The following is a 26,894-nucleotide window of genomic DNA, read 5'->3' as shown; positions in this document are numbered from 1 at the left end:
CCGCCCGCGGCGCTCAGGCCACCAGGCCGTGGCGGTAGGCGTAGACGACCGCCTGGACGCGGTCGCGCAGGTCGAGCTTGGTGAGGATGCGCGAGACGAAGGTCTTGACGGTCTCCTGGCTGATCACGAGGCTCGCGGCGATCTCGCTGTTGGACTGGCCGTCCGCGATGAGGCGCAGCACCTCCAGCTCGCGGGGGGTCAGCGGGGTGTCGGGCGCCTCGCCGTCGGTGGGCCGGATCCGGGCGGCGTACCTGCCCACGAGCTGGCGCGTCACCTCGGGGTCCAGCAGGGCCGCGCCCGTGGCCACGGTCCGGATGCCGTTCAGCAGCTGGCTGGGCGGCGCGTCCTTGAGCAGGAAGCCGCTCGCCCCCGCGCGCAGCGCCTCGTAGACGTACTCGTCCAGGTTGAAGGTGGTCACCACCAGCACCTTCACCGGGTGCGGCACCCCGGCGCCGGCCAGCAGGCGGGTGGCCTCGATGCCGTCGAGCACCGGCATGCGGACGTCCATCACCACGACGTCGGGGTGCAGCTCGCCGCCGAGTTCGACCGCGCTCTGCCCGTCGCCGCACTCGCCCACCACCTCCAGGTCGGGCTGGGCGTCGATGATGGTGGTGAGTCCGGTGCGGATGAGCACCTGGTCGTCGCAGACCAGGACCCGGATCGGCGCGCTCATGACGGGCTCCCGGCGGGGATGCGCGCCCGCACGACGAAGCCGCCGCCGGTGCGCGGGCCCGCGCTGAAGTCGCCGTCCAGGACCTCGACCCGTTCGCGGAGCCCGGCGAGGCCCCGCCCACTCCCCTCGGAGAAGCCGGCCCCCGAGCCGGAGCCGTCCGTGCCGACCTCCACGGTGATCTCCCTTTCGCTGTGGCGCACCTGGACCGAGGTGCGGCTGCCGTGGGCGTACTTGAGTGCGTTGGTCAGGGCCTCCTGCACGATCCGGTAGGCGACCAGGTCGGCGCTGCCGGTGGACGCCGCCGGGGTGCCCTCCTCGGTGAACTCCACCGGCTGCCCGGCCCGGCGGGTCTGCTCCACCAGGGTGAGGAGCCGGCCGACGGGCGGCGTCCTGGCCTCGGTGCCGTGGTCGGGGTTGAGCAGGTCGAGCAGGTGCCGCAGGTCGGTGATGGCCCGCCGGCCGGTGTCGGTGACGGCGGTCAGCGCCTGGTCGAGCCGGTCGGGCGCGGCGGTCAGGTACCGGGCCGCCTCCGCCTGCACGACCATCGCCGTCACGTGGTGGGTCACCACGTCGTGCAGTTCGCGGGCGATGCGGGTGCGTTCGGCGGTGCGGGTCTCCTCGGCGACGCGGCGGCGGCGCTCGGCCTCGGCGATCCGGGTGGAGCGCAGCCAGGAGCCGATGCCCCAGGCGAAGGCGATGGCCAGGTAGAAGGTGATGAACTCCGTCGCCGGCTGGCCGCCGAGCTGGTGCAGGGCGATCGACAGCGGGACGAAGGCCACCGAGAAGGCGAGCATCGTCGCGCGCCGGTGCCGGTCCAGGTGGGCGCCGGTGCTCAGCACCGAGATGGCCAGCGCGGTGCCCGCGAACATGTGGTAGCCGCGGAGCTGGTCGACGGCGAAGCCGAGCGAGACCAGGGTGAGGCACACGACCGGCAGCCGGCGGCGCACGGCCAGCGGAAGGCCCTGGAGCAGCAGCGCGACGACGGCGAGGGCGTCGTAGGGGCGGTCCGGCAGCGCGCCGACCTCGGTGCCGAGGCCGCGCAGCGAGGGCACCAGCGACGCGGCGATCAGCACGAGGCCGAGCGGAAGGTCTCGGACCGTGACGTCGAGCCGGTGCCACAGCTCCGAGACCCGCCGAGCAGATATCACTGCGGAAGTGTATTGGCGGCGGCGGCACGCTCGGCGCGCCGGCGGAAGGGGACCAGACGGCCGCGCCTGCGGGCGATCCACAGGAAGACGGCGGTCGCGATCAGGCAGAACACGATCGAGTAGGCGCTTCCCTCGGGGCCGAACTCGCCGCCGGTGACCAGGACCGGCCCCGACATCACCGCGTCGAGCAGCCCCTGCGGGGTGTGGTTGCCCGAGACCTCGGTGCTGAAGATGGCGGACGCGGCGAGGTTCCAGCCGAAGTGCAGGCCGATCGGCAGCCACAGGCTGCGGGTGGCGACGTAGGCGGCGGTGAGCATGCCGCCGGCCTCGATGGCGATGGCGATGGCGCCCCACAGGGTGGCGTTGGGGTTGATCATGTGCGCCAGGCCGAAGGCCACGCCGGTCAGCACCAGCGCGATCCACGTCCCGGTGCGCTCCTCGATGATCCGGAACAGGACGCCGCGCCACATCAGCTCCTCCGTCACGGCCACGGCGGCCATGAAGCCGAGCAGCCCCAGCGCGCTCATCGGCGAGCCCAAGCCGTCGATCCGGTAGAAGCCGAGGAAGGCGATGTTCATGATGACGAGCCCGAACAGCCCGACGCCGACCGCCGTCCCCAGGGCGACCGCGGGTGCGGCACCCTGCCAGTCCAGTTCGGTGACCCTGCGGCGCTCGGTCCGCCGCACCACCCACCGGTAGACGAGCACCGAGAGCACGACCACCGCGGCGCTGAGGGCGAGCGTGAGCCAGGGGTCGCCCTGCACCGCCATCACCGCCTGACCGCCGGCGAAACCGACCGCCGCGACGGCCAGGAGCTGCCAGATGAGCCTCACGATGCCTCCTTCGAGTGAGCCGCCGCGGCCGGTCCGCCGCGGCTGTGCGGTACGGAACGCTACGCATCCGGCGGCCCGGAATCGTCACCGTGCGGTGGACACCCGTACGTAGCTCGCACGGGGGACGGCGGGCTGTTCCCGGCCCGGCGCCCGCCGGACAGGTGTTCCGGAACGTCTTTCCGTATATAGTTCTGGAAAGACATTCCGGTTCGGCTCGGGGTGCGGCGGCTCCGTCCCCGCACCCCCGGCCGCACCGGAGCCGCCCGACCCGCGACAGGAGAACAGGGCACATGGCACACAGGCAGCACCCCATCGGAACGGGATTCACCGCCGCGTCGACGGCCGGCGACGTACTGGCCGGCATCGACCTGACCGGCATGAACGCCGTCGTCACCGGCGGCGCCGCCGGGATCGGCCTGGAGGTCACCCGGGCCCTGGCCGAAGCGGGTGCCGCGGTGACCGCGGCCTCGCGCGACCCGGAGCGCGCCGCGGCCGCGCTGGCCGGGATCGACCGCGCCGAGGCCGACCGGCTCGACCTGCTCGACCCCGAGTCGATCGACGCCTTCGCCGCCCGCCGGCGCGACTCCGGCCGGCCGCTGCACATCCTGGTCAACAACGCCGGCATCCCGGCACCACCCGAGCGGGCCGAGGACGCACGCGGCTACGAATCGCAGTTCGCCGCCAACCACCTCGGCCACTTCCAGCTCACGCTGGCCCTGCGGCCGGCCCTGCGCGCCGCCCAGGGCGCCCGGGTGGTCAACGTGTCCTCCGGCGCCCAGCGCTTCTCCGGCATCCGCTGGGACGACCCGCAGTTCACCGGCGGCTATGACCCCAACCTCGCCTACGCCCAGACCAAGACCGCCAATGTGCTGTTCGCCGTCGAACTGGACCGCCGCTGGGCCGAGGACGGGATCCGCGGCTACGCCGCGCATCCCGGCGTCGTCGTCGGCACGGCGCTGAACAGCAGCGCGGGCCCGGACGCGCTGCGGGCCATGGGCCTGATCGACGAGGAGGGCCGGCCGGTCGTCGATCCCGACCGGGGCATCAAGTCGCCCCGGCAGGGCGCCGCCACGATCGTGTTCGGGGCGGCCAGCCCGCTGCTCGACGGGACCGGCGGCGTCTACCTGAAGGACTGCGACATCTCACCGCTGGACGACACCGCGAGGCCGATGACCGAGTGGCCGATCCCCGCCGAGGTCGCCTCGCACTCCATCGACCCGGACTCCGCGCGGCGGCTGTGGGAGCTGAGCGAGCGCTTGCTGAAGGCGTGACCGCCGGCGGCGGCCCGCGCCCCGGTGCGGGGCGCGGGCCGGCGCGGAGGCGTCAGGCGCGTGCCCGCTCGGGCTCGGACCGGCCGGTCAGCTGAACCGGCGCCCGGCGTAGGCGCGCAGCAGCAGGCCGACGACGAGGGCGAGGTAGGCGGTGCCGACGGCGGCGTAGGGCCACCAGTCGCCGCCCTCGGCGGCGACCCAGTAGACCTTGACCGGCCAGTACGACGGCAGGACGCCGAAGAGCAGCTCCCAGGGCGCGGGGACGAAGTAGGGCACGGCGGGCAGGCCGGCCACGACGATGCCGAGCGCCCGGACCACCGCGAGCCCTTCCACCTGGTTGTTCGCGACCAGGGCCATGGTGAGCGCGAGGGCGGCGGCGAGCAGCCCGGCGCACAGCGCGGCCGCGGCGGCCCCGGGCAGCACCTCGGCGGGCACCAGCCCGCACAGCAGCATCCCCACGACGACGTAGCCGGCCGTCACCGCGACGACGGTGGCGGCGCGGTAGGCGGCGAAGGTGCCGAGCGCGACCGGGGTGACCCGCAGCGCGAGCAGGGTGCCGGCGTCCTTCTCCTCCAGCAGCATCAGCCCGGCCAGCGCGCCGAGGATCGCCGCCGAGCCGAGGATGAGGAAGAGCGAGATGATCAGCGGATGGTAGGGGAGCAGGTCGAAGGCGTAGCGCTCCCGCAGCAGCTCGGTGAGGGCCGGCAGCGGGAAGCGCACGACGGCGACGTAGACGAAGGGCGCCACGACGAGGAAGCGCAGCATGGTGTCGCGCCGGACGCCCGCGAGGTCGTTGCGGCCGAAGGCGGCCGCGTGCCGCAGCGCGCTCACGCCCCCTCCCCGGCGACGATGAAGCGGTCGAAGACCCGCCGGGCCAGCACCAGCAGCACGCCCATCCACAGCAGCGGGTAGACCACCGCGTACACCAGTTCGCCCGCCGACAGCTCCAGTTGGCCGAAGGCGGCGCCGAACAGCAGCAGCGGCCCGTAGGTCGGGACGGAGTACAGCGACCAGTGCTCCCAGAGCCCGCCGTAGGCCAGCAGCGGCAGGGAGCACAGGCCGATCCAGAACGACGAGGGCACGACCCAGTCGGAGATGGCCGCGTAGGGCGCGGCGGTGACGAAGCTGAGCAGCAGCATCAGCGGCGCCATCAGCAGGCAGCCGAGCAGGACGAGTCCGGCGCCGAAGGCCAGGCCGTGCACCGGCAGGACGATCGCGAAGCTCAGGGCGACGGACAGCCCGGTGAGGGTGACCAGCTTCGCGGTCAGGTACTCCCAGAAGGACAGGGGCGTGGTGACCAGGGCGAACACAGTGCGCTCGCCCTTCTCGAAGAAGAGCGAACCGGCGATGAAGAAGAAGGCGACGATGGTGAGGTCGCCGAAGAGCACCAGCGGCGCCGCGATGTCGCGGTACTCCGACGGGATCGGCAGCAGGACGGCGAGCCAGAGCACGCCGGAGAAGGCGGCGGCGTACAGGAAGCCGTAGCGCCGCTGGAGCTTCAGCTCCAGCCGCATGGTGGCGGTGAGCGCGCTCATGTCAGGCTCCGGCCGGTGACCTCGACGAACACGTCGTTGAGCGACGCCTCCTGGCTGTGCAGCGACTCCACCCGGTGGGTGCGCAGCAGCGTGTGCAGCGCGGCGTCGTCGGCCAGTCCGTCCAGCGGGAACTCGGCGGTGTGCAGCGCCGCTCCCTCGGCGCGGTAGCCGACCCGGACGGTCCGCCGGCTGCGGGCCAGCTTCAGTTCCTCGGGCGCGTCCATGACGGCGATCCGCCCGTCGACGACGAAGGCGACCCGGTCGCACAGCTCCTCGGCCGTCGCCATGTCGTGGGTGGTCAGGAAGACAGTGCGGCCCTGCTCGCGCAGCTCGGCGATCATGTCCTTGACCGTGCGGGCGTTGCGGGGGTCCAGGCCGGAGGTGGGCTCGTCCAGGAAGACCAGTTCGGGCCGGTTGAGCAGGGCGCGCACGAAGGTGAGCCGCGCCTGCATGCCCTTGGAGTAGCGGCCGACCCGGGTGCGGGCGTCGTCCGCCAGGCCGACCCGCTCCAGCAGCGCCATCGGGTCCTCGGTCTCCCCTTCGTAGAGGGAGGCGAAGAACTCCAGGTTCTCCAGGGCGGTGAGCTTGCGGTAGTGGTTGGGCAGCTCGAAGGAGACGCCGATCCGCTCGAAGTACGCCCGTCCCCACGCTCGCGGGGCGCGGCCCCACACGTCCACGGTGCCGGTCGCGCCGGGCAGCAGGCCGGTGAGGATCTTCTGGGTGGTGGACTTCCCGGCGCCGGAAGGGCCGAGGAAGCCGAAGATCTCGCCGGCCCGGACCGAGAAGGTCATCTCGCGGACGGCGGGCTCCTTGGCCCTGGGGTAGCTGTAGGCCAGTTCGCGCACGTCGATCACGGTCGTCGTGCCGTCGGCGGTCGCGGCGTCCGGCCGCTGCCGCGTAGAGGTCATCGCGGCGGTTCCTCCTGTCGGGTCCGGTCCTGCTCGCGTTCGTGCCAGCGGTCGCGCACCTGCGCGTACTCGCCGGCCAGGAAGTCGTACATCTCGTAGAAGTCGCGCAGCCGCTCCAGCTCGCCCTCGGGGGCGCCGGCCAGCCGTTTCAGCCCGCCCTCGGCCATGTCCCGCACCGTCTCGGCCTGCCGCACCCGGGTGTCGATCTCCCGGCGCCAGAAGCCGGGCCGGAAGCGGTAGTAGTGCCGGCGGGAGCCGGGCACGGTCACCCGCTCCACCGCCCCGGCGCGCTGCAGCATCCGCACCGCCATGCTGATCGCGCCCCGGCTGGCCCCGAGTTCGGCGGCGAGTTCGTCCGCCGAGCGCATCGGCGGGCTGCACACCATCAGCCAGCCGATCAGCCGTCCCTCCATCCGGGGCAGCCCGCTCTCCTCGCAGAAGCGGGCCATCTCCTCCATGAACGCGCGCCGTGCCCCGTCCAGGGCGTCGTCCGCCATCGCCGGCCTCCGTTCGGTAGGCCCTCATCCTCATCCCGGGGGGCGGGCGGACGCAATGAAGTTTCAATACTTTCTGAAAGTTCGGCCATCAAGAATGCGTCAAGGCCCCGACGGCGAGCCGGGCACCGCCGGGTCGGCGCCGCCCCGGCCCGGTCAGGGCGTGAGCAGCACCTTGATGGCGCGGCGCTCGTCCATGGCCTGGCAGCCCTCGGCGGCCGCGTCCACCGGCGCCCGGGCGGCCGGTCCCTCGGCGCCGAGGTCACCGTGCTCTCGCAGAGCCTGCGCAAGAAGGACGACGGCCTGCGCCTGGGGGCCGACCACTACTACGCGACCGCCGATCCGGCGACCTTCAAGGAGCTGGCCGGCCGCTTCGACCTGATCGTGAACACCTCGACCCGCGCGCCGAGGACTACTACGTCGACTGGCCCCAGGCCCGCCGCACGGTGGCGGCGATGATGCGCCTGGAGGCCGGGCGCGACCCGCTGAACAGGGAGCTGACCGCGCTGATCGGTGAGCTGTCCACCCGCAGCCGGCGCTTCCGCGCCGACTGGGCCGGACACGACGTGCACGAGCACCGCAGCGGCGTGAAGTGCTTCCGCCACCCGGAGGTGGGCGTCATCGAGGTCGCCTTCGACGTCTTCGAGATGCCTGGTGAGGCCGGCCTGCAGATCGTCACCTACAGCGCCCCGCCCGGCACCGACTCCGCCGAGAAGTTCCCGCTCCTCGCCAGCTGGGCCGCCACCGGCCGGGGCCGAGGCGGAACGGCGCGCCGAGCCCGCGGACGGGCGCTCCCATGACGGAGCCGTGCCCTCGGCGCGGGCGGACGGCTGAGCCCGCGGCCGGGTGCGGTGGGCCCGGGCGCCGGACACGGCCGTACGCCCCGGCGGTGCGCCGGGGCGTACGGCTGCCGCCGCGGGGCCGGCTAGCGCGCGGGGTCGCGGTTGTAGAGCCGCTTCGCCCAGAGGTAGGCGGCCAGGCTGATGCCGGCGCACCAGGCGACCGCGAGCACTCCGTTGCCGCCGATCTCGGTTCCCAGCAGCAGTCCGCGCAGGGTCTCGATGATGGGGGTGAAGGGCTGGTACTCGGCGAACCAGCGCAGTACGACCGGCAGGGTGTCGGTGGGCACGAATCCGCTGCTCAGGAAGGGCAGCAGCATCAGCCCCATCGGGGTGTTGCTCGCGGTCTCGACCGTGTCGGCGACCAGGCCGAGGGCCACCGACAGCCAGGTGAGGGCGAAGGAGACCAGCAGCAGCAGGCCGGCGGCGGCCAGCCACTCGCCCAGGGTGGCGGTGGGCCGGAAGCCGATCAGCACCGCCACCAAGAGGACCAGCGCGACGCTGAGCATCGACTGGATGAGCGCCCCGACGACATGGCCGGTCAGCACCGAGACGCGGGCGATGTCCATGGTGCGGAAGCGCGCGACGATCCCCTCGGTCATGTCCATGGCCACCGAGATGGCGGTGCCCTGGGCCGCGGAGGCGACGGTCATCAGCACGATGCCGGGGATGACGTAGTGCAGGTACTCGGTGCGGGAGCCGGACGCGGTGCCCGGCCCGGCGCCCATGGTGCCCGGCCCGGCCCCCATGGCGCCGCCGAAGACGTAGACGAACAGCAGCAGGAGGATGATCGGCATGCCGACGAGCATCAGCGTCATGGAGGGGTAGCGCAGCATGTGCCGCAGCTGGCGGCCCAGCATCGTGCCGGAGTCGCGGGCGGCGCGGGTGAGCGTGGTCATCGTGCGGCTGCTTTCTGCTCGGTGCCGGACCGGCCGGTGAGGGAGAGGTAGACGTCGTCGAGGTCGGGGGTGTGCACCGACAGCTCCTCGACCTTGAGCGACGCGCCGTCGATGCGGTCGAGGAGGGCGCGCAGCGACGCGAGCCCGCCGTCGCTGGGGACCTGGAGCACCAGCGCTTCGTCGTCGCGCGAGCCGCCGAGGGCGCGCTCCGCCGAGTCCAGGGCGTCGGCCTGGGCGAAGTGCAGCCGGATGTGGCCGCCGGGGATGAGCCGCTTCAGCTCGTTCGGGGTGCCCTCGGCGATGAGCCTGCCGCGGTCGAGGACCGCGATGCGGTCGGCGAGCTGGTCGGCCTCCTCCAGGTACTGGGTGGTGAGGAAGACCGTCACGCCCTCGGAGACCAGCTCGCGGACGATCTCCCACATGCCGCGGCGGCTGCGGGGGTCCAGTCCGGTGGTGGGCTCGTCGAGGAAGATCAGGCGCGGGCCGCCGACCAGGGTCATCGCCAGGTCGAGCCGGCGCCGCATGCCGCCCGAGTAGGTGGAGGCGGGCTTCGACGCGGCGTCGGCCAGGTCGAAGCGCTCCAGCAGCTCGGTGCTGCGCCGCCGGGCGCGGCCGCGGCCCAGACCGTGCAGACGCCCCATCAGCATCAGGTTCTCCGCGCCGGTGAGGAGGCCGTCCACCGCCGAGTACTGGCCGGTGACGCCGATGGCGGCGCGCACCCGGTCGGGTTCCCGGTCCAGGTCGCGGCCGAAGATCCTCGCCTGGCCGCTGTCGGCGCGGATCAGGGTGGACAGGATCTTCACCATGGTCGTCTTGCCGGCGCCGTTGGGGCCCAGCAGCGAGAAGACGGTGCCCGCCGGGATGTCCAGGTCGATGCCGTCCAGCACGACGTGCGTGCCGAATGACTTGCGCAGCCCGGTGGCCGCGATGGCCGCCTGGGGCTCGGGTGGGGTCATGACTGTGCCTCGGTTCTCGTTGGCGCGGCCGGGTCGCCGCGAGAGGGTGGGTCGGGGGTGCGCGCCGGGCGGGCTCAGGCGCGGCGGATCACGATGTCGCCGTAGACGCTGCGCGCGTAGATCTCGACGGTCTCCTCGGCGGAGCCCGGGTCCTCGGCCGCCTCCAGCGAGCTGGTCAGCCTGCCGTGCTTGGATCCGGCGTCCAGCCAGGCCGCGGTGCCCTCGCGGACGCCGACCTCCACTTCGCCGTAGGAGGTCTCCAGCTCCATGCGGCCGCGGACCACCTCGCCGATGCGGACGTTGCCGTGGGCGGTCCTGATGTGGGCGCCGTCCAGCAGCCGCTCGGCGGCGATGGCGCCGTGCGCGGACTTCGCCCTCAGCCGGCCGGTCACTGTGCCGAGGGTGATGGCGCCGATGGACGTGGTGACCGTGGCGCCGCCGTCGATCTCCTGGGCGCGGATCCAGCCGTGGGCCGAGGTGAGTTCGGTGCCGCCCACCGCCCGGTCGAGTGCGATATTGCCGCCGGTCGCGGTGATCGCGGCGGCGCCGAAGGAGCCCTGGCAGCGGATGTTGGCGTCCCGTACCGCGGCGTGGACCCGGGAGCCGCTGGGCAGGTCGACGGTGACGTCGGCCACGCCCTTGCGCAGCAGCCGGCCCAGGCCGGTGCCGGTGTCCTTGACCACCAGCCGGCCGTCGGCGTACTCGGCCTGGATCAGTTCGGCGGCCCGCACGTCGGCGTCCTTGGCGGCGTCGCGCGGATGGATCTCGACGGTGGTGTCGGCGCGGTCCACGGCGTTGATCTGGATGGCGCCGAACACCAGGTCGATTTCGAGGTCGATCGGCTCTGGCGTGTCGAAGGCGGGCATGGGTGTCTCCTGGTCCGGGTGCTCGGGGCGTCTCCGCGGGTGGGAGACGTTCTGGTGGTGGCGGGCGGGAGCGCGGGGTCAGCGGACCCAGCCGGTGTGGCCGCGCCCGATCTGGCGGCCGGTGCCCCGGTCGGCGCGGCGGGCGCCGGTGTCGAGCGTGGCGGTCACGGCGCGCACCAGCCAGGCGTTGACCGACAGCCCTTCGCGGCGCGCGGCGTCCTCGACGCGCGGCTTGAGGTGGTCGGGCAGGCGCAGGGTGACCCGTGCGGTGCCGCCGTCGTCGGCCTCCGGCTGGTACTCGGGCGCGATGTCGCCGGGTCGGCCCGGGGTCCCGGCGGGACCGTCGTCGCCGGTCTCGTCGAAGGATCCGAAGACCGGGGGTGGTGTCACGATGAAGTCAGTGTGACGCCCGCGGAGGCGGACCTCGACCGAGCCGGGGGCGAAATCGCGGGTGATCTCGTCGGCGGCGTCGGACAGCGCGTCCATCACGGCCAGCCGCGCGGCCGAGTCCAGGGAGGCCGCCAGGTGCTCTGCGGTCGCCCGAGTCTCCTCGCTGCCTGCTTCGGCCGCGGCCACGAGCTGGCGGTGGAGCTTGTCGACATACGGCGTCAGATCCATGGCTCCACTATGACGTCACGAATGACGTCATGTCAAGTTCGTGTGGCGCAGCTTGACGCCAGTCGGTTCGTTCCGGCCGGTAGCGGGTCTGCTGTTGCGGCATGGCGGGACGTGCGGGGCCGGCCGCGATGGCGGCGGCCTGCGGTGAGGGCGGTCCGGAGCGGTCAGGGCGGCCCGTCGTCCGGGGGCGCCTCGGAGTCCTCGGGCTCGTCCTCGCCGGTGAGCCGGGAGGCCAGGCGGTAATCGACCTCGACGTCCCGGTAGGTGGTCCCGGGGGCGACCGGTGCCGGCAGGTTCGTGCAGTCGGCGCCGGAGGCGGACTCGCGGCCGCCCTCGCCCGGGAAGTCCACCGAGGTCTCCGGCCGGGTGTGGAAGGTGATCTCGGCCGCCCGGACCGTGGCGGTGAACTCCACGTCGCCCCGGCGCGGCCGCCGTGGTCGCGACATGGCCTCAGTCCGCCTCGCGGGCGGCCCGCGCCGCCCGGGACACCGCGCCCCCGGCCTCGCGCCCCAGTTGGCGGGCGCCGGCCCGGACCTTGCGGATCACCCTGCGCGCCCCCTCGGCCGGCGGGCCATCGGCGCGGCCGGGCCCGTGCGGCCCGGCTCCGTCGTCCCCGGGGCCGCTGTGCCCGGCGCCGGCCCAGCCGCTGTCCCGCACGGCCGGGCCGGGCCCGTCGTCGGCGGGCACGCCGCCCCCGGCCGCGGCGGTGGCCCGATCCACGACAGGGCCGGCCCGGCGCGCGGCCGCTCCGACCCCCTCGCCGGTGCCGCGCACCGCCTGCTCCGCGCCGCCCGGCAGGCCCGCCACCGCCGAGCCGGCCTCGCCCACGGCCTCCCCGGCGCCGCGGCCGACATCGCGCACCGCCTGCCCGGCGTCCCCGCCGAGGCGGTCGACGGCGCCGCCCGCGCCCTCGCCGACCGCGCCGACGGCCTGTCCGCCGCCCGCGCCGAGGTCGCGCAGGGCCGGGCCGAGGCCGCGGGTGACGTGCTCCAGGATCTGCGGGTTGGTGTCGATCGTCCGCAGCACGCGTTCGATGATGGCGGCCACGTTGTCCAGGCGGACCTTCAGCAGCGCCTGCGCCTCGACGCCCTTGATGGTCAGGTCGACCCTGCCGAGGTCCACGTCCGCGCCGACGTTCAGCCGGAGCAGGTCGAGCACCTCGGCCTGGAGGGAGACCCGCGCCCGCAGGTTCTCGACGTCCAGGGTGATCTCGTCGACCTTCAGCTCGGGCACGTCCAGCAGCACGTCGGGCGGCTCGGCGGCCGTGCCGCGCGGCCGGACCGGGTGCTCGGGCTCCGCGCCGTCCCGCCCGTGCTGCTCGGCGCCGGCCGGCGCCTCGCGGGGCTCCGCCTGGCCGCGCTCGGTCATGGTCTCTCCTCGTGGTCCGGGGTCACCGCGTCCGTCCGCGGTCGTGCGGCCGCTGCCCGTCGGCTCCGGAGCGGAAACAGCATCTGACCAGGGCTTACGGTGCCCGGCGGCCCTCGCCCCGAGGCGGCTGTCCCCCGTGGGAGCTACGGGCGGGTGTACGTCCTGGGGTGACGACGCGGAGGCGGCCGACTCCGTAGCGTTCTCGGCAGATGCAGCGCTCCGGTCGGGCGCCCGGTGGAACGGCCGCCACCACGGCGCCGCGCGGCCGCTGCCTCTCCCGGAACCTTCCCCGTTTCTTCCGTCTTCTTGGAGGTCGTTCATGAACCGCGCGAGCAGGGTGAGCGTTGTGGCCGCACTGTGCTGGGCCGTCGGCGCGGGGCTGGTCGGATGCGCCGAGGCGGGCGGGCAGGCGAACCCGTCCTCGGCCATGGTCGAGCCCGCCTCCTCCGCGGAGGCCCCCCAGACCGAGGTGATCGACGTGGACGGGCGCTCGGTGAACGTCGCCTGCTCCGGTGCGGCGGTCGAGGGCGAGCCGGTGATCGTGCTGCTGCACGGCGGGGGCGACGACCTGACCGCGATGGCCGCCCTTCAGCAGGCGCTGAGCGCCGAACGGCGGGTGTGCGCCTACGACAGGCTCGGCGCGGGCGCCAGCGACCAGCCCGAGGGCCCCCAGGACTACGACGCGATCGGCGTGACGCTGGCCGGGGTGCTCGACCACGTCGCCGGGGACGGGCCCGTCGTACTGGCCGGGCACTCCATGGGCGGGCTGATCGCCGCCAGGTACGCCCCCGACGACGAGCGGGTGCGGGGCCTGGTGCTGCTGGACGCCACCTCGCCGACCGCGATCACCGACCTGGGCAACAGGATCCCCGAGTCCGCCACCGGCCCGGCCGGCGACCTGCGCGCCCAGACGCTGGCGGTCTTCGCGGGGGAGAACCCCGAGCAGCTGGTGTTCACCGACGGGGAGGTCCGCTCCGCCGGCGACATCCCGGTGCAGGTGATCCAGCACGGGCAGCAGTACCTCGCCGAGGTCCCCGAGTACGGACCGGGCCTTGAGGAGGACTGGACCGCGGGCCAGCGCGGGTGGCTCGAGGTGTCCAGCCGCAGCGAGCTGAGCATCGCCTACGGCAGCGGGCACTACATCTACACCGACGAGCCCGAGGTCGCCGTCGAGGCGATCGAGCGCATCACCGCCCACGCCGCCGGCTGAGCCGCCCGGCACCCGGCCCGAGACCCACCGGCCCGGCGGTCGCCCCGACCGCCGGGCTCCGGCCTGTCCCGGCGGGGCGCGGCCGCGCCGGTCAGCGGGGCGCGGACCCCGGGCCGGTGCGCAGGTGCGAGCGCACGCCCTGCAGGCCGAACAGGATCAGCAGCTCGACCGCGCCGCCGTCGGCGCTGCCCAGCCAGTGCGGCAGGGAGGTGTCGAACTCGGCCGCCTCACCGGGGGACAGGACCAGGTCGCGCTCGCCGAGCACGAGCCGCAGCCGGCCGTTGAGCACGTACAGCCATTCGGCGCCCTCGTGGGTCTGCGGGGTGGGTTGGAGCGGTTCCGGCCGGGCCGGAATGATCATCTTGAACGCCTGGGTGCCGCCCGGCCGCCTGGACAGCGGGATGAAGACCATCCCGTAGCGCCGGATCGGCTTGAGGTGGATCCGGGGGTCGCCGGTGCGCGGGGCGCCGACCAGGTCGTCCAGCGGGACGCCGTAGGTGCGGGCCAGCGGGAGCAGCAGCTCCAGGGTGGCCCGGCGCTGACCGCTCTCCAGCCGGGACAGGGTGCTCTCCGACACCCCGGTCGCCGCCGAGAGGGCGGCGAGGGTGATACCGCGCTCGCGCCGCAGCGCGCGCAGCCGCGGCCCGACCACGTCGAGCACGTCCTCCGTTTCGCGGTCCACGCGGCCATCTTGCCAGAACCGCAAGATTTCGTGCCAGATCGCGCCGGCTCCGGTGACACTGAGCGCATCCGACGACAAGGAGCCCCGATGAGCAGCACCGACGCGGACACGTTCTGGAACGGTCTCTACGCCGCCCGGCCGGCCGCCGCCGACCCGCGGCCGAACGCCCGTCTCGTCGAAACCGTCACCGGCCTGCCGCCCGGCCGCGTGCTGGACCTGGGCTGCGGTGAGGGCGGCGACGCGCTGTGGCTCGCTGGCCGGGGATGGCGGGTCACCGCCGTGGACATCTCGGCCGTGGCGGTCGACCGGCTCGCCGGCCTCGCCCGCTCGCGCGGGCTGGGCGAGCAGATCACCGCCGAGCGCCACGACCTGCACACATCCTTCCCGGCGGGCCGGTTCGACCTGGTCAGCGCGCACTACCTGCACAGCTCCTTCGAACTGGACCGGGCGGCCGTCCTGCGCGCGGCCGGGCACGCGCTGCGCCCCGGCGGGCTGCTGCTGGTGGTCGACCACGGCTCGACCGCCCCGTGGTCGTGGGACCAGGATCCTGACGCCCGGTTCCCGAGCCCGCGGGAGGTCGCCGCCGGCATCGGCCTGGACCCGGCGGCCTGGACGGTCGAGCGGGCCGACGCGCCGCGCCGGACCGCGACCGGCCCGGACGGGCGCACCGCCGAGGTCACCGACCACGTCCTGCTCATCCGCCGCACCGCCTGACCCGGCTCGCGCTTTCCGACCAGGGAGACCACCATGCCCACCGCCGCCCGCCGCAAGGACACCCCGCCGCCCCGGACCGGCGGCGGCGAGGCCGAGGTGCTGCGCGGATTCCTCGACTACCTCCGGGCCTCGATCGCCGCGAAGGTCGACGGCGCCCCCGAACCGCAGGTCCGCACGGCCGGAGTGCCCTCGGGCACCAACCTGCTCGGCCTGCTGAACCACTTGGCCGCCGTCGAGCGCGCGACCTTCCTCGGGGAGGAGGTCGCCGACTGGCAGGCGACCTTCCACGCGGCGCCGGCGGACGGCGTCGCCGACGTCCTCGCCCGCTACCGGGCGGCGGTCGAGCGGGCGAACGAGGTCCTGGACGGGTGCACCGACCTGGGCGCCCCGCTCCCGAGGCCGCGCTCGCGGCGCCCCGCCCCCAGCGTCCGCTGGGCGCTCGTCCACCTGATCGAGGAGACCGGCCGCCACGCCGGGCACGCCGACATCCTCCGCGAGCAGATCGACGGCTCGACCGGGCGCTGAGCCCGATGCCCGTCCGTCCCTTCCGCGTTCCCCCCATCGGCCGGGGCCCCGCCCCAGGGCGCTGAGGCGCCGACCACCTGATGAGGGGAACAGGGGGACCGGCCACCGCCGGCGCTTCAGCTCGCGGACACGCCCTGAGAGGGCAGCGGGTCCTCGGCGCGCATGGCCTCGGCGATCCAGGCGTAGGGGACGGAGTCGAGGTCCTCGTCGGTCGCGGTGCCGTTGATCCGCGTCACCAGCGACAGGTACCGGCCGTGGGTGTCGTCGTAGCCGGGGCCGTCGGCGGCGGCCTCCTCCTCGGCGATCTGGCGCAGCAGCTCGGGCACCTGCCGGAATCCGTCGGCCATCCGGTCGCGCAGCTCGGGGGTGAGCGGTGTGTCGGACAGTGCGACGGCCGCCGCCAGGAAGCGCGCGGCGGCCTGCCGCGCCCGGGGGGACCGGGGCGACTCCCCGGCGCGGTGCGCGGCGATCAGTTCCGCCATGAGCTGGGTGCTGCTCCCGTGGATGAAGTCCTGGAAGGGCTCGGTCGCCATGGCCCGGGCCTCCGGTGCGGAGTAGGCGTCCCGCAGGTAGGCGCGGACGGCGTCGCGGAACGCCGGGTCCCCCACCAGGTCGGCCAGCTCGATCCAGGCTTCGAGCTGGGCGGCCGTGGGCTCGGCGGGCAGGACCGGGCGCATGGACCGCAGCCGGTCCACGAAGCCCTCGGGGACGTCCAGGCCCTCGCCGACGTCGGTCCAGAAGTCGTCGACGGCCTGTTCGCGCTCCTCGTCGGTCATCGAGACGAGCTTGTGCATCAGGTCGGCCTGGGCGGTGGTGCCGCCCTGCCTGATCAGGGTCCTCAGCACCGCCCGCCTGGCCCGCAGGGTGCGCTCCTGGCGCTCGACGATCTCCAGGTGGGTGCTGAGCAGGTCGTGCAGGGTGGTGCCCCCTTCGAGCAGGCGGCGGATCTCGTCCAGGTCGGTGTCCAGCTCGCGCAGGGTGCGGACGAGTTCCAGCCGGGCGATGGCGTCGATGTCGTACATGCGGTGGCCGGCGTCGTTCAGGCCCGTGGGCGGGATGAGCCCGGTGTCGGCGTAGAAGCGCACGGCGCTCACGCTCAGGCCGCTGCGGCGCGCGGCGTCTCCGATGGGGTACAGCTCGTGCTCGCTCATGGGGCCAACTGTGGTACCTCAAGCGGCTTGAGGCGCAAGTCGGAGAATCCGTCACCGCCCGTCGCGCAACCCAGGTTGACAGTCGGAGGTTGCGCAACCTAGGTTGACACCATGGACGCGGTCAAGCTGGCGGCCACCGCCTCGGACACCTCCGCCCCCGTGGACGGCCTGCGCGCCGTCGCCTCGCTGCGGGCCCTGGTCGACTCGCTGGAGCTGCGGCAGGTCGAGCAGGCGCTGCGCGCGGGGGAGACCTGGTCCTCCATCGCCGCCGCGCTCGGGGTGACCCGGCAGGCCGTGCACAAGAAGTACGGGAAACGACTCCGCCACATCGGCGCGACCGAGAGAGGCCAGTGATGACGGACCCGGCAACGAAGCGGTCCCCCCTCGCACGGGGCTACGACCGAGCCATGATCGAGCTGGCCGCGAGCCGCGAGGCGGCGCGCACGGGCCAGGCCGAGGTCGGCTTCGAGCAGCTGCTGCTCGGGGTGCTCGTCAACGGCGGGCCCGGCGCACGGCTGCTGATGGACGCGGGCGTCGGGCTGGCCGAAGCCCGTTCGGCGATCGACGCGCTCGTCCGCGAGGACCTCGCCCTGCTCGGGATCGACGCCGCCCCGCCCGCGCTGGGCCCCGGCGCACCGGAACTGCTGCCGCTCAGCCCCCGGCTGCGCGAGATCGTGGACGACTGCCCGTCGGCCGAGGGCGACGGCGCCCTGATCGCGGCGCTGATCGACGACGGCGGCGGCCGGGTGCGGCGGCTGCTGGACCGGCTCGGCGTGGACACCGACCGGATCCGCCGCGAGCTCGGCGATCCGGACCGGACCCCCGAGCCGGAGCCGGCCGCGGCGGGCGGCCCCGACACGGCCGACGCGGCGCCCGAGGGCTGGGAGTACACGGTCTACCGGCTCGAAGTGCCGGTCTCGGTCGCACGCGTGTGGGCCGTCGTCGGCGACCCCGATCGGCGGGCCGAGTGGGAGGCCAACAGCACGGGCTCGCGCCGGCTCGGCGACGGCTCCGTCGAGCTGCTCCGCGAGGGCGAGCCGACGTACAGCGAGTCCATCACGCACAGCGTCCCGGGCCGCACCGTCACCTGGACGCGGGCGGACCGGAGCGGCGCCCCCCGCACGCTGCGGATCGACATCGAGCCGGTCGGCGAGCACGCCCGGCTGCACCTGCGGATGGGCTGGCCCAACGCCCTGCGCGGCCGGATCGCCAATCGCGTGGTCCGGTGGATCGCCCGGCAGCAGCTCCGGTTCCACGCCCAGGGCATCACCCAGGCGGCCGCGTCCTAGCGGTCTGCGTCGGGCGTTTCGGCGAGACCGGGCTTGCGGGGCCCGCCGTCGGCGCCGGCCGTCGGCGGGCTCCGTCGCACCTCGCATGGGACGGGCCACGGGCCGGCGGCCGCGCAGAGTTTCTGCTCACTTGACCTCGGCGCACCCGGCGGTGCGGGCCTCCGCGCGGGCGGATGCGTACCGTGGCGACGGTGGCCTGCCCGACGCGACGCGGAGACGACGCCCACCGGTCGGCCGCCCCGCGTCTCCACGGCCTGGACGCGCTGCGCGCCGGCGCGCTGCTGCTGGGCATCGTGCTGCACTCGCTGCTGCCCTTCGATCCCGCCGCGGACTGGCTGGTCGCCGACGAGCGCTCCTCGGCCCTCGCCGCGGTCGCGGTGTCCGTCATCCACCTGTTCCGGATGTCGCTGTTCATGCTGCTGGCCGGCTACTTCGGGCGGCTCGTGCTGCACCGCCGCGGGTGGTCGCGGTACCTCGGTGACCGGCTGCTGCGGATCGGGCTGCCCTTCGTCGTCTTCTGGCCGCTCGCGGTCCTCCCGCTCTGGCCGCTGATGGTCCTCGACGCCCGGCTGCGCGGTGCACCGGATCCGGCCCCGCGCGCCGCGGCGCACCCGCTGCTCGCCCTGCCCCCGGGCCAGCTGTGGTTCCTGCTCGTGCTGCTGCAGAGCGTTCTGATCGTGCTGATCGTCCGCGCTCTGATCCTGGCGGTGATCGGCCCCCGTCGAGCGGCACGGTCGGCCGAGTGGGCCGGCCGCCTGCTGGCGGCCCCGCTCGGCGTGCTGCCGGCGGCCGTGCCGTACTGGGCGGCCCTGCTGCGGCAGGGCACGGTCGACGGCGGAATCGCCGCGCCGGCCGCGCTCGCGCCGGACCTGGCAGCGCTGACGGCCTACGCCGGCGCGTTCACCGTCGGCTGGGCACTCCAGGCGGACCCCGGGGCGCTGCGGCGGATCGCCCGTTCGTGGCCCGCCCACCTCACCGCCGCGGTCGGGACGACGGTGCCGGCGCTCCTGGCCGCCGGGCCCGGGGCGCCCTTGCCGCTGTCCGCCGCCGTCACCGCGGTGGCCGGATGGAGCTGGGTCTACGCCCTGCTCGGCATCTGCGTCCGCTTCCTCCACGCGGAGCGCCCGGCGATCCGCTACCTGGCCGACGCCTCGTACTGGATGTACCTGACGCACCTGCCGCTGCTGATCGCCATCGAGATCCCGCTGGCCCGCCTGGACCTGCCCATCGCGGTCAAGCTCGCCGCGACCTGGCTCGCAGCCGGCGCCGCCCTGGTCGCCGGCTACCACCTGCTGGTGCGCTCCACTCCGGTCGGCCACTGGCTCAACGGACACCGGTACCCGTTCCGACCGCTCCAAGCCCCCTGGCGGAACGACGCCCGGCGGATCCGTCCCGCAAGCCCCGCCGCGCCGCACCGTCCCCGCGGCCTCGACCGGGCGCCGTGACGGCGCCGCGCCCGGCCGGGCCGGAGCCGGGCCGGGGTACCCGGGCGCCGCGGCGGTCGGGGTCGGCCGGGGGCCACGGCATGGGGCCGCCCGGCTTCCAGGACCGGGCCGCGGGCGCCGGCTGATCAGCGTCGTGCCGGGGGGCGCCCTCGGATCGTGCGGGTGGTCGGGAGGCGTGCGGTCCTACCCGAAGCCGCAGCCGGGGTCGGGGTCGTCCTGGGAGAGCGGGCCGCCGGCGGGCAGCACGTAGAGGACCTCCAGGACCAGCGGGTCACCGCCCAGGTTCCGTCCGACGTGGACCTCGTCGGGGACCTCGGTGATCGTGCTGCCAGGGCCGTACACGCCGTCGGTGGAGCAGTCGGCGACGAAGTGGGTGAGCGTCCCGGAGCGCACCCGTCCGTAGACCGGGCCGTCGTGGTGGTGCCAGCCGGTGCTCCCGCCGGGCGCGATGGTGATCTCGCGCAGCACGTAGTCGCGCCCGTCGACGGTCGTACGGCCCAGCGTCGTGCCGGTGACGCCGGACGGCGGGGTGGCCTGCGCGCTCGCCGGGGCGAGGGCCAGGGCGAAGGCGCAGGTCAGGGCGATGAGCGCGCTGCGCACGGTGTTCCGCATGGTCGTCCCCTGTGGTGGAGGGTCCGCCCGCCGGAGGAGCCCGGCGGCACTATGGGGAAACCGTAAGCCCAGGTGGTGGCGGTGCGGCGCAGGGACGCGCCGGGTGCTCAGCTCTCGCCGCGCCGCAGCCGGTCCAGCCGGCGGCGGTCCCGCTTGGTGGGCCGCCCCGCTCCCCGGTCGCGCCGGGGCACCGAGCCGTGCTGCTCGGGCGGCGGGGGCGGGGTGCGGTCGATGTAGCACTGCACCGCGATCGGCGCCGAGGTCCGCTTCTCGATGATGTGGACGACCTCCACGATCCGGGTCCCGCCCGGCAGGTGCACCCGTACGACGGCCCCGGCCCGCACCGCCGCGGCCGCCTTGGCCGGGCGGCCGTCGATCCGCACGTGCCCGCCCCGGCACGCCTGGACGGCGTCGGAACGCGTCTTGACCAGCCGCACCGCCCACAGCCACCGGTCCACCCGGGTGGACGGCGGTCCGGGCGGCGGGCCGGGAACCGGCCGCGCCGCCGGCGTCCCGTCCGGTCCGGTCTCGGTACGGGTATCGCTCACAGCGCCGATGGTACGCGCCGCGCCGCCCGGGGCGCTCCCGCCCGGACCCGGAGTGATCATGACATCACGTACCGGTGAAGGTGGCAGCTTGCGGCCTTTCCGGTACGGGGACCGGATGCGTCCCTAGGCTGGCCCCGAACAGCGTCCGCTCCACCTCCACCGCGCTCTGACACCGAGGGGCGAACCGACGATGGCATCCACCGGCGCGGGGCCCGCGGGCAGTCCGCTGGGACCGCGCGATCCGAGGGTCCTCGGCCCGTACCAGCTGCTGAGCCGGCTCGGCCGGGGCGGCGCGGGCACCGTCTACCTGGCCCGCGACCCGCGCGGCGAGCGGGTCGCCGTCAAGGTCATCCACCCGTACCTCCTGGACGACGACGTCTACCGGGCCCGCCTCACCCGGGAGGTGAGCGCCGCGCGGCGCGTCGCCCGCTTCTGCACCGCGCCCGTCCTGGACGCCCGGATCGACGGAGACCCCGCGTACGTCGTCACGGAGTACGTCGAGGGCACCACCCTGCGCGACGCCGTGCGCCGGCGGGTGATGCGCGGCGCGCGGCTAGAGCAGTTGGCCGTGGGCGTCGCCGACGCGCTGGTCGCCATCCACGACGCCGGGGTCGTGCACCGCGACCTCACGCCGGCCAATGTGATGCTGTCCGACGTCGGGATCGTGGTGATCGACTTCGGCATCGCCCGGCTCCTGGACACCACGGGCACCCGCACCGGCGCCGGGACGGTGCTCGGCACCTCCGGCTACATCGCGCCCGAGACGGCGAGCGGCCCCGCCACCCCAGCCTCCGACATCTTCGCCTGGGGCTGCCTGGTCGCCTTCGCCGCCACCGGCGAACCACCCTTCAGCGGCGACACCCCGCAGGCCGCCCTCTACAACGCCATGCACACCGAACCGCGCCTGCCCGGCCTGGACCCCGGCCTGGCCGCACTGGTCCGTCGCACCCTCAGCACCGACCCGGCGCTGCGCCCGACCGCCCGCCGCCTGCGCGCGGAACTGACGGGCATCACGGAACCGGTTGCCACGACGGAGGGGCTGTCGGGTTCGGCGGGACCGGCCGGTCCAGCGGGCCCGGTTCCGGCCGGTCCGTCGAGTCCGTCAGGTCCCGCGGCTCCGTCAACTCGGTCGGGCCCGGCACGAGGCCGGATCGGCGGGCGCCGACGCGTCCCGCCCCGCGGCCTGGCGCTGGGCGGGGCGGCGGCCGCCGCCCTGGCCGTGGTGGCCGTCCTCGCCACCTGGGCGCTGCCGTCCTGGAACGCCTCCAGCGCCGACTCGGCCGGAACCCGGTCCACCCACGGCCCCGCGACGGCGGGCCCCGGCCCGGAGTTTCCGGCCTCCCTGACGCCCTTCGCCACGGACGACTTCTCCGATCCCGCCTCCGGCTGGGGCGGTAGCGATTTCGCCTTCGACCGCACGGACGACTCCTCCGGCTACCTGGACGGCCGGATGATCCTGCGGGCCCGCCCCGACCGCATCGTCTGGGTCGCGGGCCCCGACTTCGAGCCGCATCCCGCGCGCACCCTCGCCGGAGTGGAAGCCCAGGTCGTCGAGTCCTCACCGCTCGGCCAGTACGGCTTGGGCTGCCTCGGCTCATGGGCCGACGACGAGAGCGGCGAGGAGGTCTTCACCCGCTACGAATTCCTGGTCGAGGTCGCCGACGGATCCGCGTTCATCCAACGCCAGACCGCCGACCACCTGGACGAACTGGAGGCCGTCACCGACGTCCCCACCTACGACACCCGCCCCGAGGCGGTCAACCGCCTCCACGCCTCATGCGAAGTCCTGGACGACGGCCAAGCCGTACGCCTGGCCATGTGGGTCAACGGCACCCGGATCGCCCACACCGTCGACCGCGACCCCCTCCCCGGCGCCACCACCCTGGAGCAGGCCCGAATGGCCCTGATCCTGGACCACCCCGTCGCCGAAGACGACGAAGCCGAACGAGAAGACGTCGTCATCGCCTTCGACGACTTCGAACAACAGGTCATCAGCGACTAGCCCGGCAGATGCCGGAACGGCGTTATGCGATTGCGCTATCTCGGCAATTCCTACTTCACTGTGGCTCTCTGCCGAGATTTCGATGCGGCAATCGTCCTCAATGAACCCACGCTACCGTTGACAGTCGGAGTATTTAGATGGTGAGTTTCAATGAAAATGATATGCAGGCTAGGCTGCGGCGTCTGTCGGATAGAGAAGTCGTCATATTTCTGGCCTCATGCGTTCAGTGGCGTGAAGGGAAGTGAATGGCGGGCAAATTGATGAAATGTATTCAGAATTGCAGTCCTGAGCCACGGCTTGTGTGCAAAATTGAGCGAGCGCCCACATGTTGGAGTCACTTATTTATGCTCCTGGACCACCTCTGCCGCGGGAGTTGACTATTGGTCCATGCAGTTGACGGCAATTTCAGACAGGTTTCGTAGTCGCCGACAGGGCTGAGTTGCGTGTTAGGTATGAATATGGGTGGAAGAGTCAAGTATCCCGAGTCGTGGGTCGCTCATATTTGCAATGAAGAGACGAGGGTATTTCTAGAAAAAGTGGGAGTTCCTGGGGAGACATTTATATTCCGGGCCCGTCGACCGGACATCCAACCGGAATTTGTATATGTGGACACTCAAAACTTCACAATTATTGGCGATGGTGCAACATCTCAAGTTTTCTGTGTCGCCGAAGATGGCGCCGTAGTAGCTGTTAACTTGATTGATCGTAGCGTGCGCCACGTGAATGCGGACGTAGTGAAATTCGCTAGATGCCTTGACTACTTCATGGACTCCTATCCATTCGGTTCAGTCGATGTGACCCGCGAGGAACTCGAGGTGATCGCAGGGCGACTAATGGCGGAACTGATGAATATCGATCACACCGTTTCGGATGGGGATGCAATCTGGGAGTATGTAGTTCACGACGTCGCGATCGGTGATTATGTTGACGAATAGGCGACTGTTATTCCTGGTCGTCTGAGTCGGCGTGCGAACCTCGTTATTTCACCCTTTCCTGAGTCGTCGAATCTAACTGGGAGTGAGTGCGCCCAAACATCGGAACTGCGAACTAAACTTTCGCCGCGCTTGTCTGCGCATGACCGGTGGCCCGAGCTGGCCGGTCCGCGACGGCAAAGTCTGGCTCGGTCGCCAGTACCAGGCGATCCGGTGGGAAGAATGTCATGGCGTGTGGTCGTTAGAGATGGTGGCTGATGGATTTGTGGAGCCTGACAGGAGGGATGGCTCCTTTCCGGCCTCATCGGCTGACGATCATTTCGAGATCCGCGCTATTCGAGGAATCGGCGGACCTTGGGGAATTGACCCGTCATCCGGCAAGGGAAGCTCATACTTGATCGCCGGGCTCCGCCGTGAGATCCGTGCAGTGATCCTGCCTCGGTGAACCCGTGCCGCCCTCGGTGGGTCCGAGCGCTCGGGGGACCCCGACGACCTCCAGCCCATCGTCGAGTCCTACAATATTCGCATGCATGAAGGTAAGAAGGTGTGCAGCTTCGGGCCGGACAGCCCCTACGTGGACCTGGCGGCCGAGGTGTTCCGGATGTTGGCGGATCCGACGCGGATCAGGATCATCCTGGCGCTGCGGGAGGGGGAGCAGTCGGTCGGAGGGCTGGCCGAGGTGGTGGGGAAGTCGGCGACGACGGTTTCGCAGCACTTGGCGAAGCTGCGGTGGGGGCGGGTCGTGGCGGCTCGGCAGGACGGGACGCGCGTGTACTACCGGCTGCAGGATGACCGGGCGCGGTCGCTGGTGGCCTTGGCCGTTGCGCAGGCCGAGCACGCGTTGGACGAGGAGTCCGCGCATCGGCGGGCCGGGGTGTCGGTGGAGGGGCTTCCGGGGTCGGGGGGCGGTCGTGCTGCTGACGGGGACGCCGACGACGAGTCCGGTCGTCTGGCCGGCGGGGACTCCGACGGCGAGGTGCGGGCGTGATCCGGGTGGACGCGCCGGGTACGGCGCCGGGGCGGGTGCTGGCGCGGCCGCCGTCTCTGCTGGTCACCGGGCTGAGATTGCCGGAAGTGCGTTGGGCCGGGGCGGCGCTGGTGCTGTTCCTGCTCGGGTGGGGCTTGCAGCTGGCCGGGGCTCCGGCGCCGGTGTGGTGGGCGCTCTACCTCGCGTGCTACGCCACGGGCGGGTGGGAGCCGGCGCTGGCGGGGCTGCGTGCGCTGAAGGACAGGACGCTCGACGTCGACCTGCTGATGATCGTCGCGGCCATCGCCGCGGCCTCGATCGGGCAGGTCTTCGACGGGGCGCTGCTGATCGTCATCTTCGCGACCTCCGGCGCGCTGGAGGTGATCGTCACCCAGCGCACCGCCGACTCGGTCAACTCGCTGCTGAACCTGGCGCCCGAACAGGCCGCTCTGCTGCGCGAGGACGGCGGCACGGTCACCGTGGCCAGCCGCGAGCTGGTGCCCGGGCAGCGCATCCTGGTGCGCCCCGGTGAGCGGGTCGGCGGTGACGGCACCGTCGTCGAGGGCACCAGCGAGGTCGACCAGCAGGCCATCACCGGCGAGTCGGTGCCGGTGCTGCGCGAGGTGGGCGACGAGGTGCTGTCGGGCACCGTCAACGGCACCGGCACGCTGACCGTGGAGATCACCCGGCCGGCCTCGGCCTCGGTGATCGCGCGCATCGTCGCCCTGGTCGAAGAGGCGTCCGAGACCAAGGCGAAGACCCAGCTGTTCATCGAGAAGGTCGAGCAGACCTACTCCGTCGGCGTGGTGGTCGCCACCCTGCTGGTGCTGGCCGTGCCGATGGCCTTCTTCGGCCACGGCTTCGAGGAGGCGCTGCTGCGCGCGATCGTGTTCATGATCGTCGCCTCCCCCTGCGCGGTGGTGCTGTCGACCATGCCGCCGCTGCTGGCCTCCATCGCCAACGCGGGCCGCCACGGCGTCCTGGTCAAGTCGGCCACGGTGATGGAGGCCATCGGCCGCACCAGCGTGGTCGCCTTCGACAAGACCGGCACCCTCACCGAGGGCGCGCCCGAGGTCACCGCCGTCGACGCCGCCGCCGGGCACGGCGAGGACGAGGTGCTGGCCCTGGCCGCGGCGGTGGAGCACTACAGCGAGCACCCGCTGGGCCGGGCGATCGTGCGCGCCGCCGCCGAACGGGGGCTGCCGGCCGGCGGAGCCGAGGACTTCCGCGCCCTGCCCGGCCGCGGCGTCACCGGACGGGTCGGCGGGCGCACCGTGACGGTGGAGCGCGCGGACGCCGGTCCGGCGGCCGCCGGCACCCGGGTGGCGGTGCGCGACGGCGACGAACGGGTCGGCATGATCACCCTGGTGGACCGCCTGCGCCCGGACGCCCCGGAGGCGGTCCGCGAGCTGACCGCCCTCACCGGGAGCCCAGCGGTGCTGCTGACCGGCGACAACGCCGCCGTGGCGGCGACGGTGGCCGAGCGCACCGGCATCGGCGCGGTGCACGCGGCCCTGATGCCCGAGGACAAGGTCACCGCCGTCCAGCGGCTCCAGGCCAGGGGCGAACGGGTCCTGCTGGTCGGCGACGGCGTCAATGACGCCCCCGCCCTGGCCGCGGCCGACACCGGCGCGGCGATGGGGCGCCGGGGTTCCGATCTGGCCCTGGACACCTCCGACGTCATCATCGTGCGCGACGAACTCGGCGCGCTGGCGAAGCTGGTGCGCCTGTCCAGGAGGGCCCGCCGGTACGTGATCGCCAATCTGGCCATCGCGGCGACCGTCATCACGGTCCTCGTCACCTGGGACCTGGTCGCCACCCTGCCGCTCGCCCTGGCGGTGGCCGGCCACGAGGGCTCCACCGTGCTGGTCGCGCTGAACGGCGCACGGCTGCTGCGCCGCTCCGCCTGGAACACCTGAGCCCCCGGCCGCCGCCGGGGGCTCAGCGCCGCGGCCTCCGGCGGCGGTCAGTGGTCGTCCCAGTGCCCGTCGTGGGCCGCGTGGCGGTGGCGGTCGTGCAGGTAGTCGACGTGGTCGCCGTGCGGGACGGCGACGTGGCCGCAGCCGTCCCCGTGCTGGTGCTCGTGCCCCTCGTGCACCCGGTGGCCGGAGCCGTCGCACTCGTCGACGTGGTCCCCGTGCAGCCGGTGGATGTGGTCGTCGTGCAGGTAGTCGACGTGGTCGCCGTGCGGGAGGGCCACGTGGCCGCAGCCCTCACCGTGAGCGTGCTGGTGGGCGGTGTGCGTGCGGTGCCCGGTCGGGGTCGCCATCGACGGCCTCCTTCCATGCGGGAAAGACGTCCTCACCTGGGACACTGCCGCCTGCCGGAACCCGTGAAACCAGCCGACGGGGCCGCCGCGCCGGGCGGCCGGGCCGGGACCGCCTGGCAACCGCTTTCGCGCCGCCGCCC

At 73.4% G+C, this 26,894-nt stretch carries 31 protein-coding genes; 13 read left to right on the top strand and 18 right to left on the bottom strand.

Going from position 1 to position 26,894, the window contains the following annotated elements; all coding sequences use genetic code 11:
* Window positions 1–13: 13 nt before the first annotated feature.
* Genes CLV72_RS18580 through CLV72_RS18570 form a run of 3 tightly spaced genes read right to left on the bottom strand, consistent with a single transcriptional unit; the run spans window position 14 to window position 2,654 of the window.
* The gene (locus tag CLV72_RS18580; RefSeq protein ID WP_106247850.1) at window positions 14–673 is read right to left on the bottom strand and encodes a response regulator; all 660 of its coding nucleotides are present in this window, start codon (window positions 671–673) and stop codon (window positions 14–16) included.
* On the bottom strand, window positions 670–1,821 hold the full coding sequence (locus CLV72_RS18575; RefSeq protein WP_106247847.1) for a sensor histidine kinase: 1,152 nt from the start codon (window positions 1,819–1,821) through the stop codon (window positions 670–672). The genes CLV72_RS18580 and CLV72_RS18575 overlap by 4 nt, the downstream gene beginning before the upstream one ends.
* Window positions 1,818–2,654, bottom strand: coding sequence for a CPBP family intramembrane glutamic endopeptidase (locus tag CLV72_RS18570; protein ID WP_106247844.1), 837 nt, complete (start codon window positions 2,652–2,654; stop codon window positions 1,818–1,820). The genes CLV72_RS18575 and CLV72_RS18570 overlap by 4 nt, the downstream gene beginning before the upstream one ends.
* Window positions 2,655–2,944: 290 nt before the next feature.
* On the opposite strand from CLV72_RS18570, the gene CLV72_RS18565 reads away from it, so the two are divergent.
* Complete coding sequence (locus CLV72_RS18565) at window positions 2,945–3,925, top strand: SDR family NAD(P)-dependent oxidoreductase (protein WP_106247842.1); 981 nt, start codon at window positions 2,945–2,947, stop codon at window positions 3,923–3,925.
* Window positions 3,926–4,012: 87 nt separating this feature from the next.
* On the opposite strand, the gene CLV72_RS18560 is transcribed toward CLV72_RS18565, so the two are convergent.
* The 4 genes from CLV72_RS18560 to CLV72_RS18545 are packed head-to-tail and all read right to left on the bottom strand — an operon-like array spanning window position 4,013 to window position 6,865.
* Window positions 4,013–4,756 carry a fluoroquinolone transporter permease gene (locus tag CLV72_RS18560; protein ID WP_106247839.1) on the bottom strand — a complete coding sequence of 248 codons (744 nt, stop codon included), beginning with the start codon at window positions 4,754–4,756 and terminating at the stop codon, window positions 4,013–4,015.
* Window positions 4,753–5,460 carry a fluoroquinolone export ABC transporter permease subunit gene (locus tag CLV72_RS18555; RefSeq protein ID WP_106247836.1) on the bottom strand — a complete coding sequence of 236 codons (708 nt, stop codon included), beginning with the start codon at window positions 5,458–5,460 and terminating at the stop codon, window positions 4,753–4,755. The genes CLV72_RS18560 and CLV72_RS18555 overlap by 4 nt, the downstream gene beginning before the upstream one ends.
* Window positions 5,457–6,368: an ABC transporter ATP-binding protein gene (locus CLV72_RS18550; protein ID WP_106247833.1), complete on the bottom strand. Its 912-nt coding sequence runs from the start codon at window positions 6,366–6,368 to the stop codon at window positions 5,457–5,459. The genes CLV72_RS18555 and CLV72_RS18550 overlap by 4 nt, the downstream gene beginning before the upstream one ends.
* Window positions 6,365–6,865, bottom strand: coding sequence for a GbsR/MarR family transcriptional regulator (locus CLV72_RS18545; protein ID WP_106247831.1), 501 nt, complete (start codon window positions 6,863–6,865; stop codon window positions 6,365–6,367). Before CLV72_RS18545 ends, CLV72_RS18550 begins: the two co-directional genes overlap by 4 nt.
* A 264-nt stretch (window positions 6,866–7,129) precedes the next feature.
* Here CLV72_RS18545 and CLV72_RS18540 point away from each other — a divergent pair, with 264 nt between their 5' ends.
* Window positions 7,130–7,321 (top strand): hypothetical protein, encoded by a 192-nt coding sequence (locus tag CLV72_RS18540; RefSeq protein ID WP_281262427.1) that lies wholly within the window; start codon window positions 7,130–7,132, stop codon window positions 7,319–7,321.
* Window positions 7,309–7,662 (top strand): MmyB family transcriptional regulator, encoded by a 354-nt coding sequence (locus tag CLV72_RS18535; protein WP_245930297.1) that lies wholly within the window; start codon window positions 7,309–7,311, stop codon window positions 7,660–7,662. Before CLV72_RS18540 ends, CLV72_RS18535 begins: the two co-directional genes overlap by 13 nt.
* Before the next feature lie 125 nt (window positions 7,663–7,787).
* Here CLV72_RS18535 and CLV72_RS18530 read toward each other — a convergent pair whose 3' ends face one another.
* The 6 genes from CLV72_RS18530 to CLV72_RS32880 form a co-directional block, all read right to left on the bottom strand.
* Complete coding sequence (locus tag CLV72_RS18530) at window positions 7,788–8,600, bottom strand: ABC transporter permease (protein ID WP_106247828.1); 813 nt, start codon at window positions 8,598–8,600, stop codon at window positions 7,788–7,790.
* Window positions 8,597–9,556 carry an ATP-binding cassette domain-containing protein gene (locus CLV72_RS18525; protein WP_106247825.1) on the bottom strand — a complete coding sequence of 320 codons (960 nt, stop codon included), beginning with the start codon at window positions 9,554–9,556 and terminating at the stop codon, window positions 8,597–8,599. The genes CLV72_RS18530 and CLV72_RS18525 overlap by 4 nt, the downstream gene beginning before the upstream one ends.
* A gap of 74 nt (window positions 9,557–9,630) precedes the next feature.
* A complete protein-coding gene (locus CLV72_RS18520) occupies window positions 9,631–10,422 on the bottom strand; it encodes a DUF4097 family beta strand repeat-containing protein (protein WP_106247822.1) in 792 nt (263 codons plus the stop codon).
* Between the two features lie 78 nt (window positions 10,423–10,500).
* Entirely contained in the window at window positions 10,501–11,040 is a 540-nt protein-coding gene (locus CLV72_RS18515; RefSeq protein ID WP_106247820.1) for a histidine kinase, read from the bottom strand.
* A gap of 164 nt (window positions 11,041–11,204) precedes the next feature.
* Entirely contained in the window at window positions 11,205–11,486 is a 282-nt protein-coding gene (locus tag CLV72_RS18510; protein WP_211302945.1) for a hypothetical protein, read from the bottom strand.
* A 4-nt stretch (window positions 11,487–11,490) separates the two neighbouring features.
* On the bottom strand, window positions 11,491–12,408 hold the full coding sequence (locus CLV72_RS32880) for a TrbL/VirB6 family protein (RefSeq protein ID WP_211302944.1): 918 nt from the start codon (window positions 12,406–12,408) through the stop codon (window positions 11,491–11,493).
* A gap of 319 nt (window positions 12,409–12,727) precedes the next feature.
* On the opposite strand from CLV72_RS32880, the gene CLV72_RS18500 reads away from it, so the two are divergent.
* Window positions 12,728–13,618, top strand: a complete 891-nt coding sequence (locus CLV72_RS18500) for an alpha/beta fold hydrolase (protein ID WP_106247817.1) — start codon at window positions 12,728–12,730, stop codon at window positions 13,616–13,618.
* Window positions 13,619–13,709: 91 nt separating this feature from the next.
* Here CLV72_RS18500 and CLV72_RS18495 read toward each other — a convergent pair whose 3' ends face one another.
* The gene (locus tag CLV72_RS18495) at window positions 13,710–14,300 is read right to left on the bottom strand and encodes a helix-turn-helix domain-containing protein (RefSeq protein WP_106247815.1); all 591 of its coding nucleotides are present in this window, start codon (window positions 14,298–14,300) and stop codon (window positions 13,710–13,712) included.
* Between the two features lie 87 nt (window positions 14,301–14,387).
* Between CLV72_RS18495 and CLV72_RS18490 the strand changes: the two genes are divergently transcribed.
* Both CLV72_RS18490 and CLV72_RS18485 read left to right on the top strand, forming a co-directional pair.
* Window positions 14,388–15,014 carry a class I SAM-dependent methyltransferase gene (locus CLV72_RS18490; RefSeq protein ID WP_106247812.1) on the top strand — a complete coding sequence of 209 codons (627 nt, stop codon included), beginning with the start codon at window positions 14,388–14,390 and terminating at the stop codon, window positions 15,012–15,014.
* A gap of 33 nt (window positions 15,015–15,047) precedes the next feature.
* A complete protein-coding gene (locus CLV72_RS18485; protein WP_106247810.1) occupies window positions 15,048–15,539 on the top strand; it encodes a DinB family protein in 492 nt (163 codons plus the stop codon).
* A 116-nt stretch (window positions 15,540–15,655) separates the two neighbouring features.
* On the opposite strand, the gene CLV72_RS18480 is transcribed toward CLV72_RS18485, so the two are convergent.
* The gene (locus CLV72_RS18480; protein WP_106247807.1) at window positions 15,656–16,690 is read right to left on the bottom strand and encodes a MerR family transcriptional regulator; all 1,035 of its coding nucleotides are present in this window, start codon (window positions 16,688–16,690) and stop codon (window positions 15,656–15,658) included.
* Window positions 16,691–16,801: 111 nt separating this feature from the next.
* Between CLV72_RS18480 and CLV72_RS18475 the strand changes: the two genes are divergently transcribed.
* The 3 genes from CLV72_RS18475 to CLV72_RS18465 all read left to right on the top strand — a co-directional run bounded on the left by CLV72_RS18475 (window position 16,802) and on the right by CLV72_RS18465 (window position 19,424).
* Window positions 16,802–17,044 carry a hypothetical protein gene (locus CLV72_RS18475; RefSeq protein ID WP_106247805.1) on the top strand — a complete coding sequence of 81 codons (243 nt, stop codon included), beginning with the start codon at window positions 16,802–16,804 and terminating at the stop codon, window positions 17,042–17,044.
* A 53-nt stretch (window positions 17,045–17,097) separates the two neighbouring features.
* Window positions 17,098–17,979 (top strand): SRPBCC family protein, encoded by an 882-nt coding sequence (locus CLV72_RS18470; RefSeq protein WP_245930296.1) that lies wholly within the window; start codon window positions 17,098–17,100, stop codon window positions 17,977–17,979.
* A gap of 191 nt (window positions 17,980–18,170) precedes the next feature.
* Window positions 18,171–19,424 carry an acyltransferase family protein gene (locus tag CLV72_RS18465; protein ID WP_211302943.1) on the top strand — a complete coding sequence of 418 codons (1,254 nt, stop codon included), beginning with the start codon at window positions 18,171–18,173 and terminating at the stop codon, window positions 19,422–19,424.
* Between the two features lie 183 nt (window positions 19,425–19,607).
* On the opposite strand, the gene CLV72_RS18460 is transcribed toward CLV72_RS18465, so the two are convergent.
* Together CLV72_RS18460 and CLV72_RS18455 are read right to left on the bottom strand one after the other, a co-directional pair.
* Window positions 19,608–20,036 carry a cupin domain-containing protein gene (locus CLV72_RS18460; protein ID WP_106247799.1) on the bottom strand — a complete coding sequence of 143 codons (429 nt, stop codon included), beginning with the start codon at window positions 20,034–20,036 and terminating at the stop codon, window positions 19,608–19,610.
* Window positions 20,037–20,143: 107 nt separating this feature from the next.
* Complete coding sequence (locus CLV72_RS18455; RefSeq protein WP_245930318.1) at window positions 20,144–20,494, bottom strand: RNA-binding S4 domain-containing protein; 351 nt, start codon at window positions 20,492–20,494, stop codon at window positions 20,144–20,146.
* Window positions 20,495–20,774: 280 nt separating this feature from the next.
* Here CLV72_RS18455 and CLV72_RS18450 point away from each other — a divergent pair, with 280 nt between their 5' ends.
* The 4 genes from CLV72_RS18450 (at window position 20,775) to CLV72_RS18430 (ending at window position 26,404) form a co-directional block, all read left to right on the top strand.
* Window positions 20,775–22,586, top strand: a complete 1,812-nt coding sequence (locus CLV72_RS18450; protein WP_106247795.1) for a serine/threonine-protein kinase — start codon at window positions 20,775–20,777, stop codon at window positions 22,584–22,586.
* A gap of 452 nt (window positions 22,587–23,038) precedes the next feature.
* A complete protein-coding gene (locus CLV72_RS18445) occupies window positions 23,039–23,521 on the top strand; it encodes an SUKH-4 family immunity protein (RefSeq protein ID WP_106247794.1) in 483 nt (160 codons plus the stop codon).
* Between the two features lie 523 nt (window positions 23,522–24,044).
* The gene (locus tag CLV72_RS18435; RefSeq protein ID WP_106247792.1) at window positions 24,045–24,506 is read left to right on the top strand and encodes an ArsR/SmtB family transcription factor; all 462 of its coding nucleotides are present in this window, start codon (window positions 24,045–24,047) and stop codon (window positions 24,504–24,506) included.
* On the top strand, window positions 24,503–26,404 hold the full coding sequence (locus CLV72_RS18430) for a heavy metal translocating P-type ATPase (RefSeq protein WP_211302942.1): 1,902 nt from the start codon (window positions 24,503–24,505) through the stop codon (window positions 26,402–26,404). Before CLV72_RS18435 ends, CLV72_RS18430 begins: the two co-directional genes overlap by 4 nt.
* Window positions 26,405–26,451: 47 nt before the next feature.
* On the opposite strand, the gene CLV72_RS18425 is transcribed toward CLV72_RS18430, so the two are convergent.
* Window positions 26,452–26,754, bottom strand: coding sequence for a hypothetical protein (locus CLV72_RS18425; RefSeq protein ID WP_106247789.1), 303 nt, complete (start codon window positions 26,752–26,754; stop codon window positions 26,452–26,454).
* Window positions 26,755–26,894 lie beyond the last annotated feature (140 nt).

It is taken from the genome of Allonocardiopsis opalescens (assembly GCF_003002095.1).
Classification (GTDB): domain Bacteria; phylum Actinomycetota; class Actinomycetes; order Streptosporangiales; family Streptosporangiaceae; genus Allonocardiopsis; species Allonocardiopsis opalescens.
Note: the sequence above shows the minus strand (reverse complement) of the source record. Positions and strands in the feature narration are given on the sequence as shown.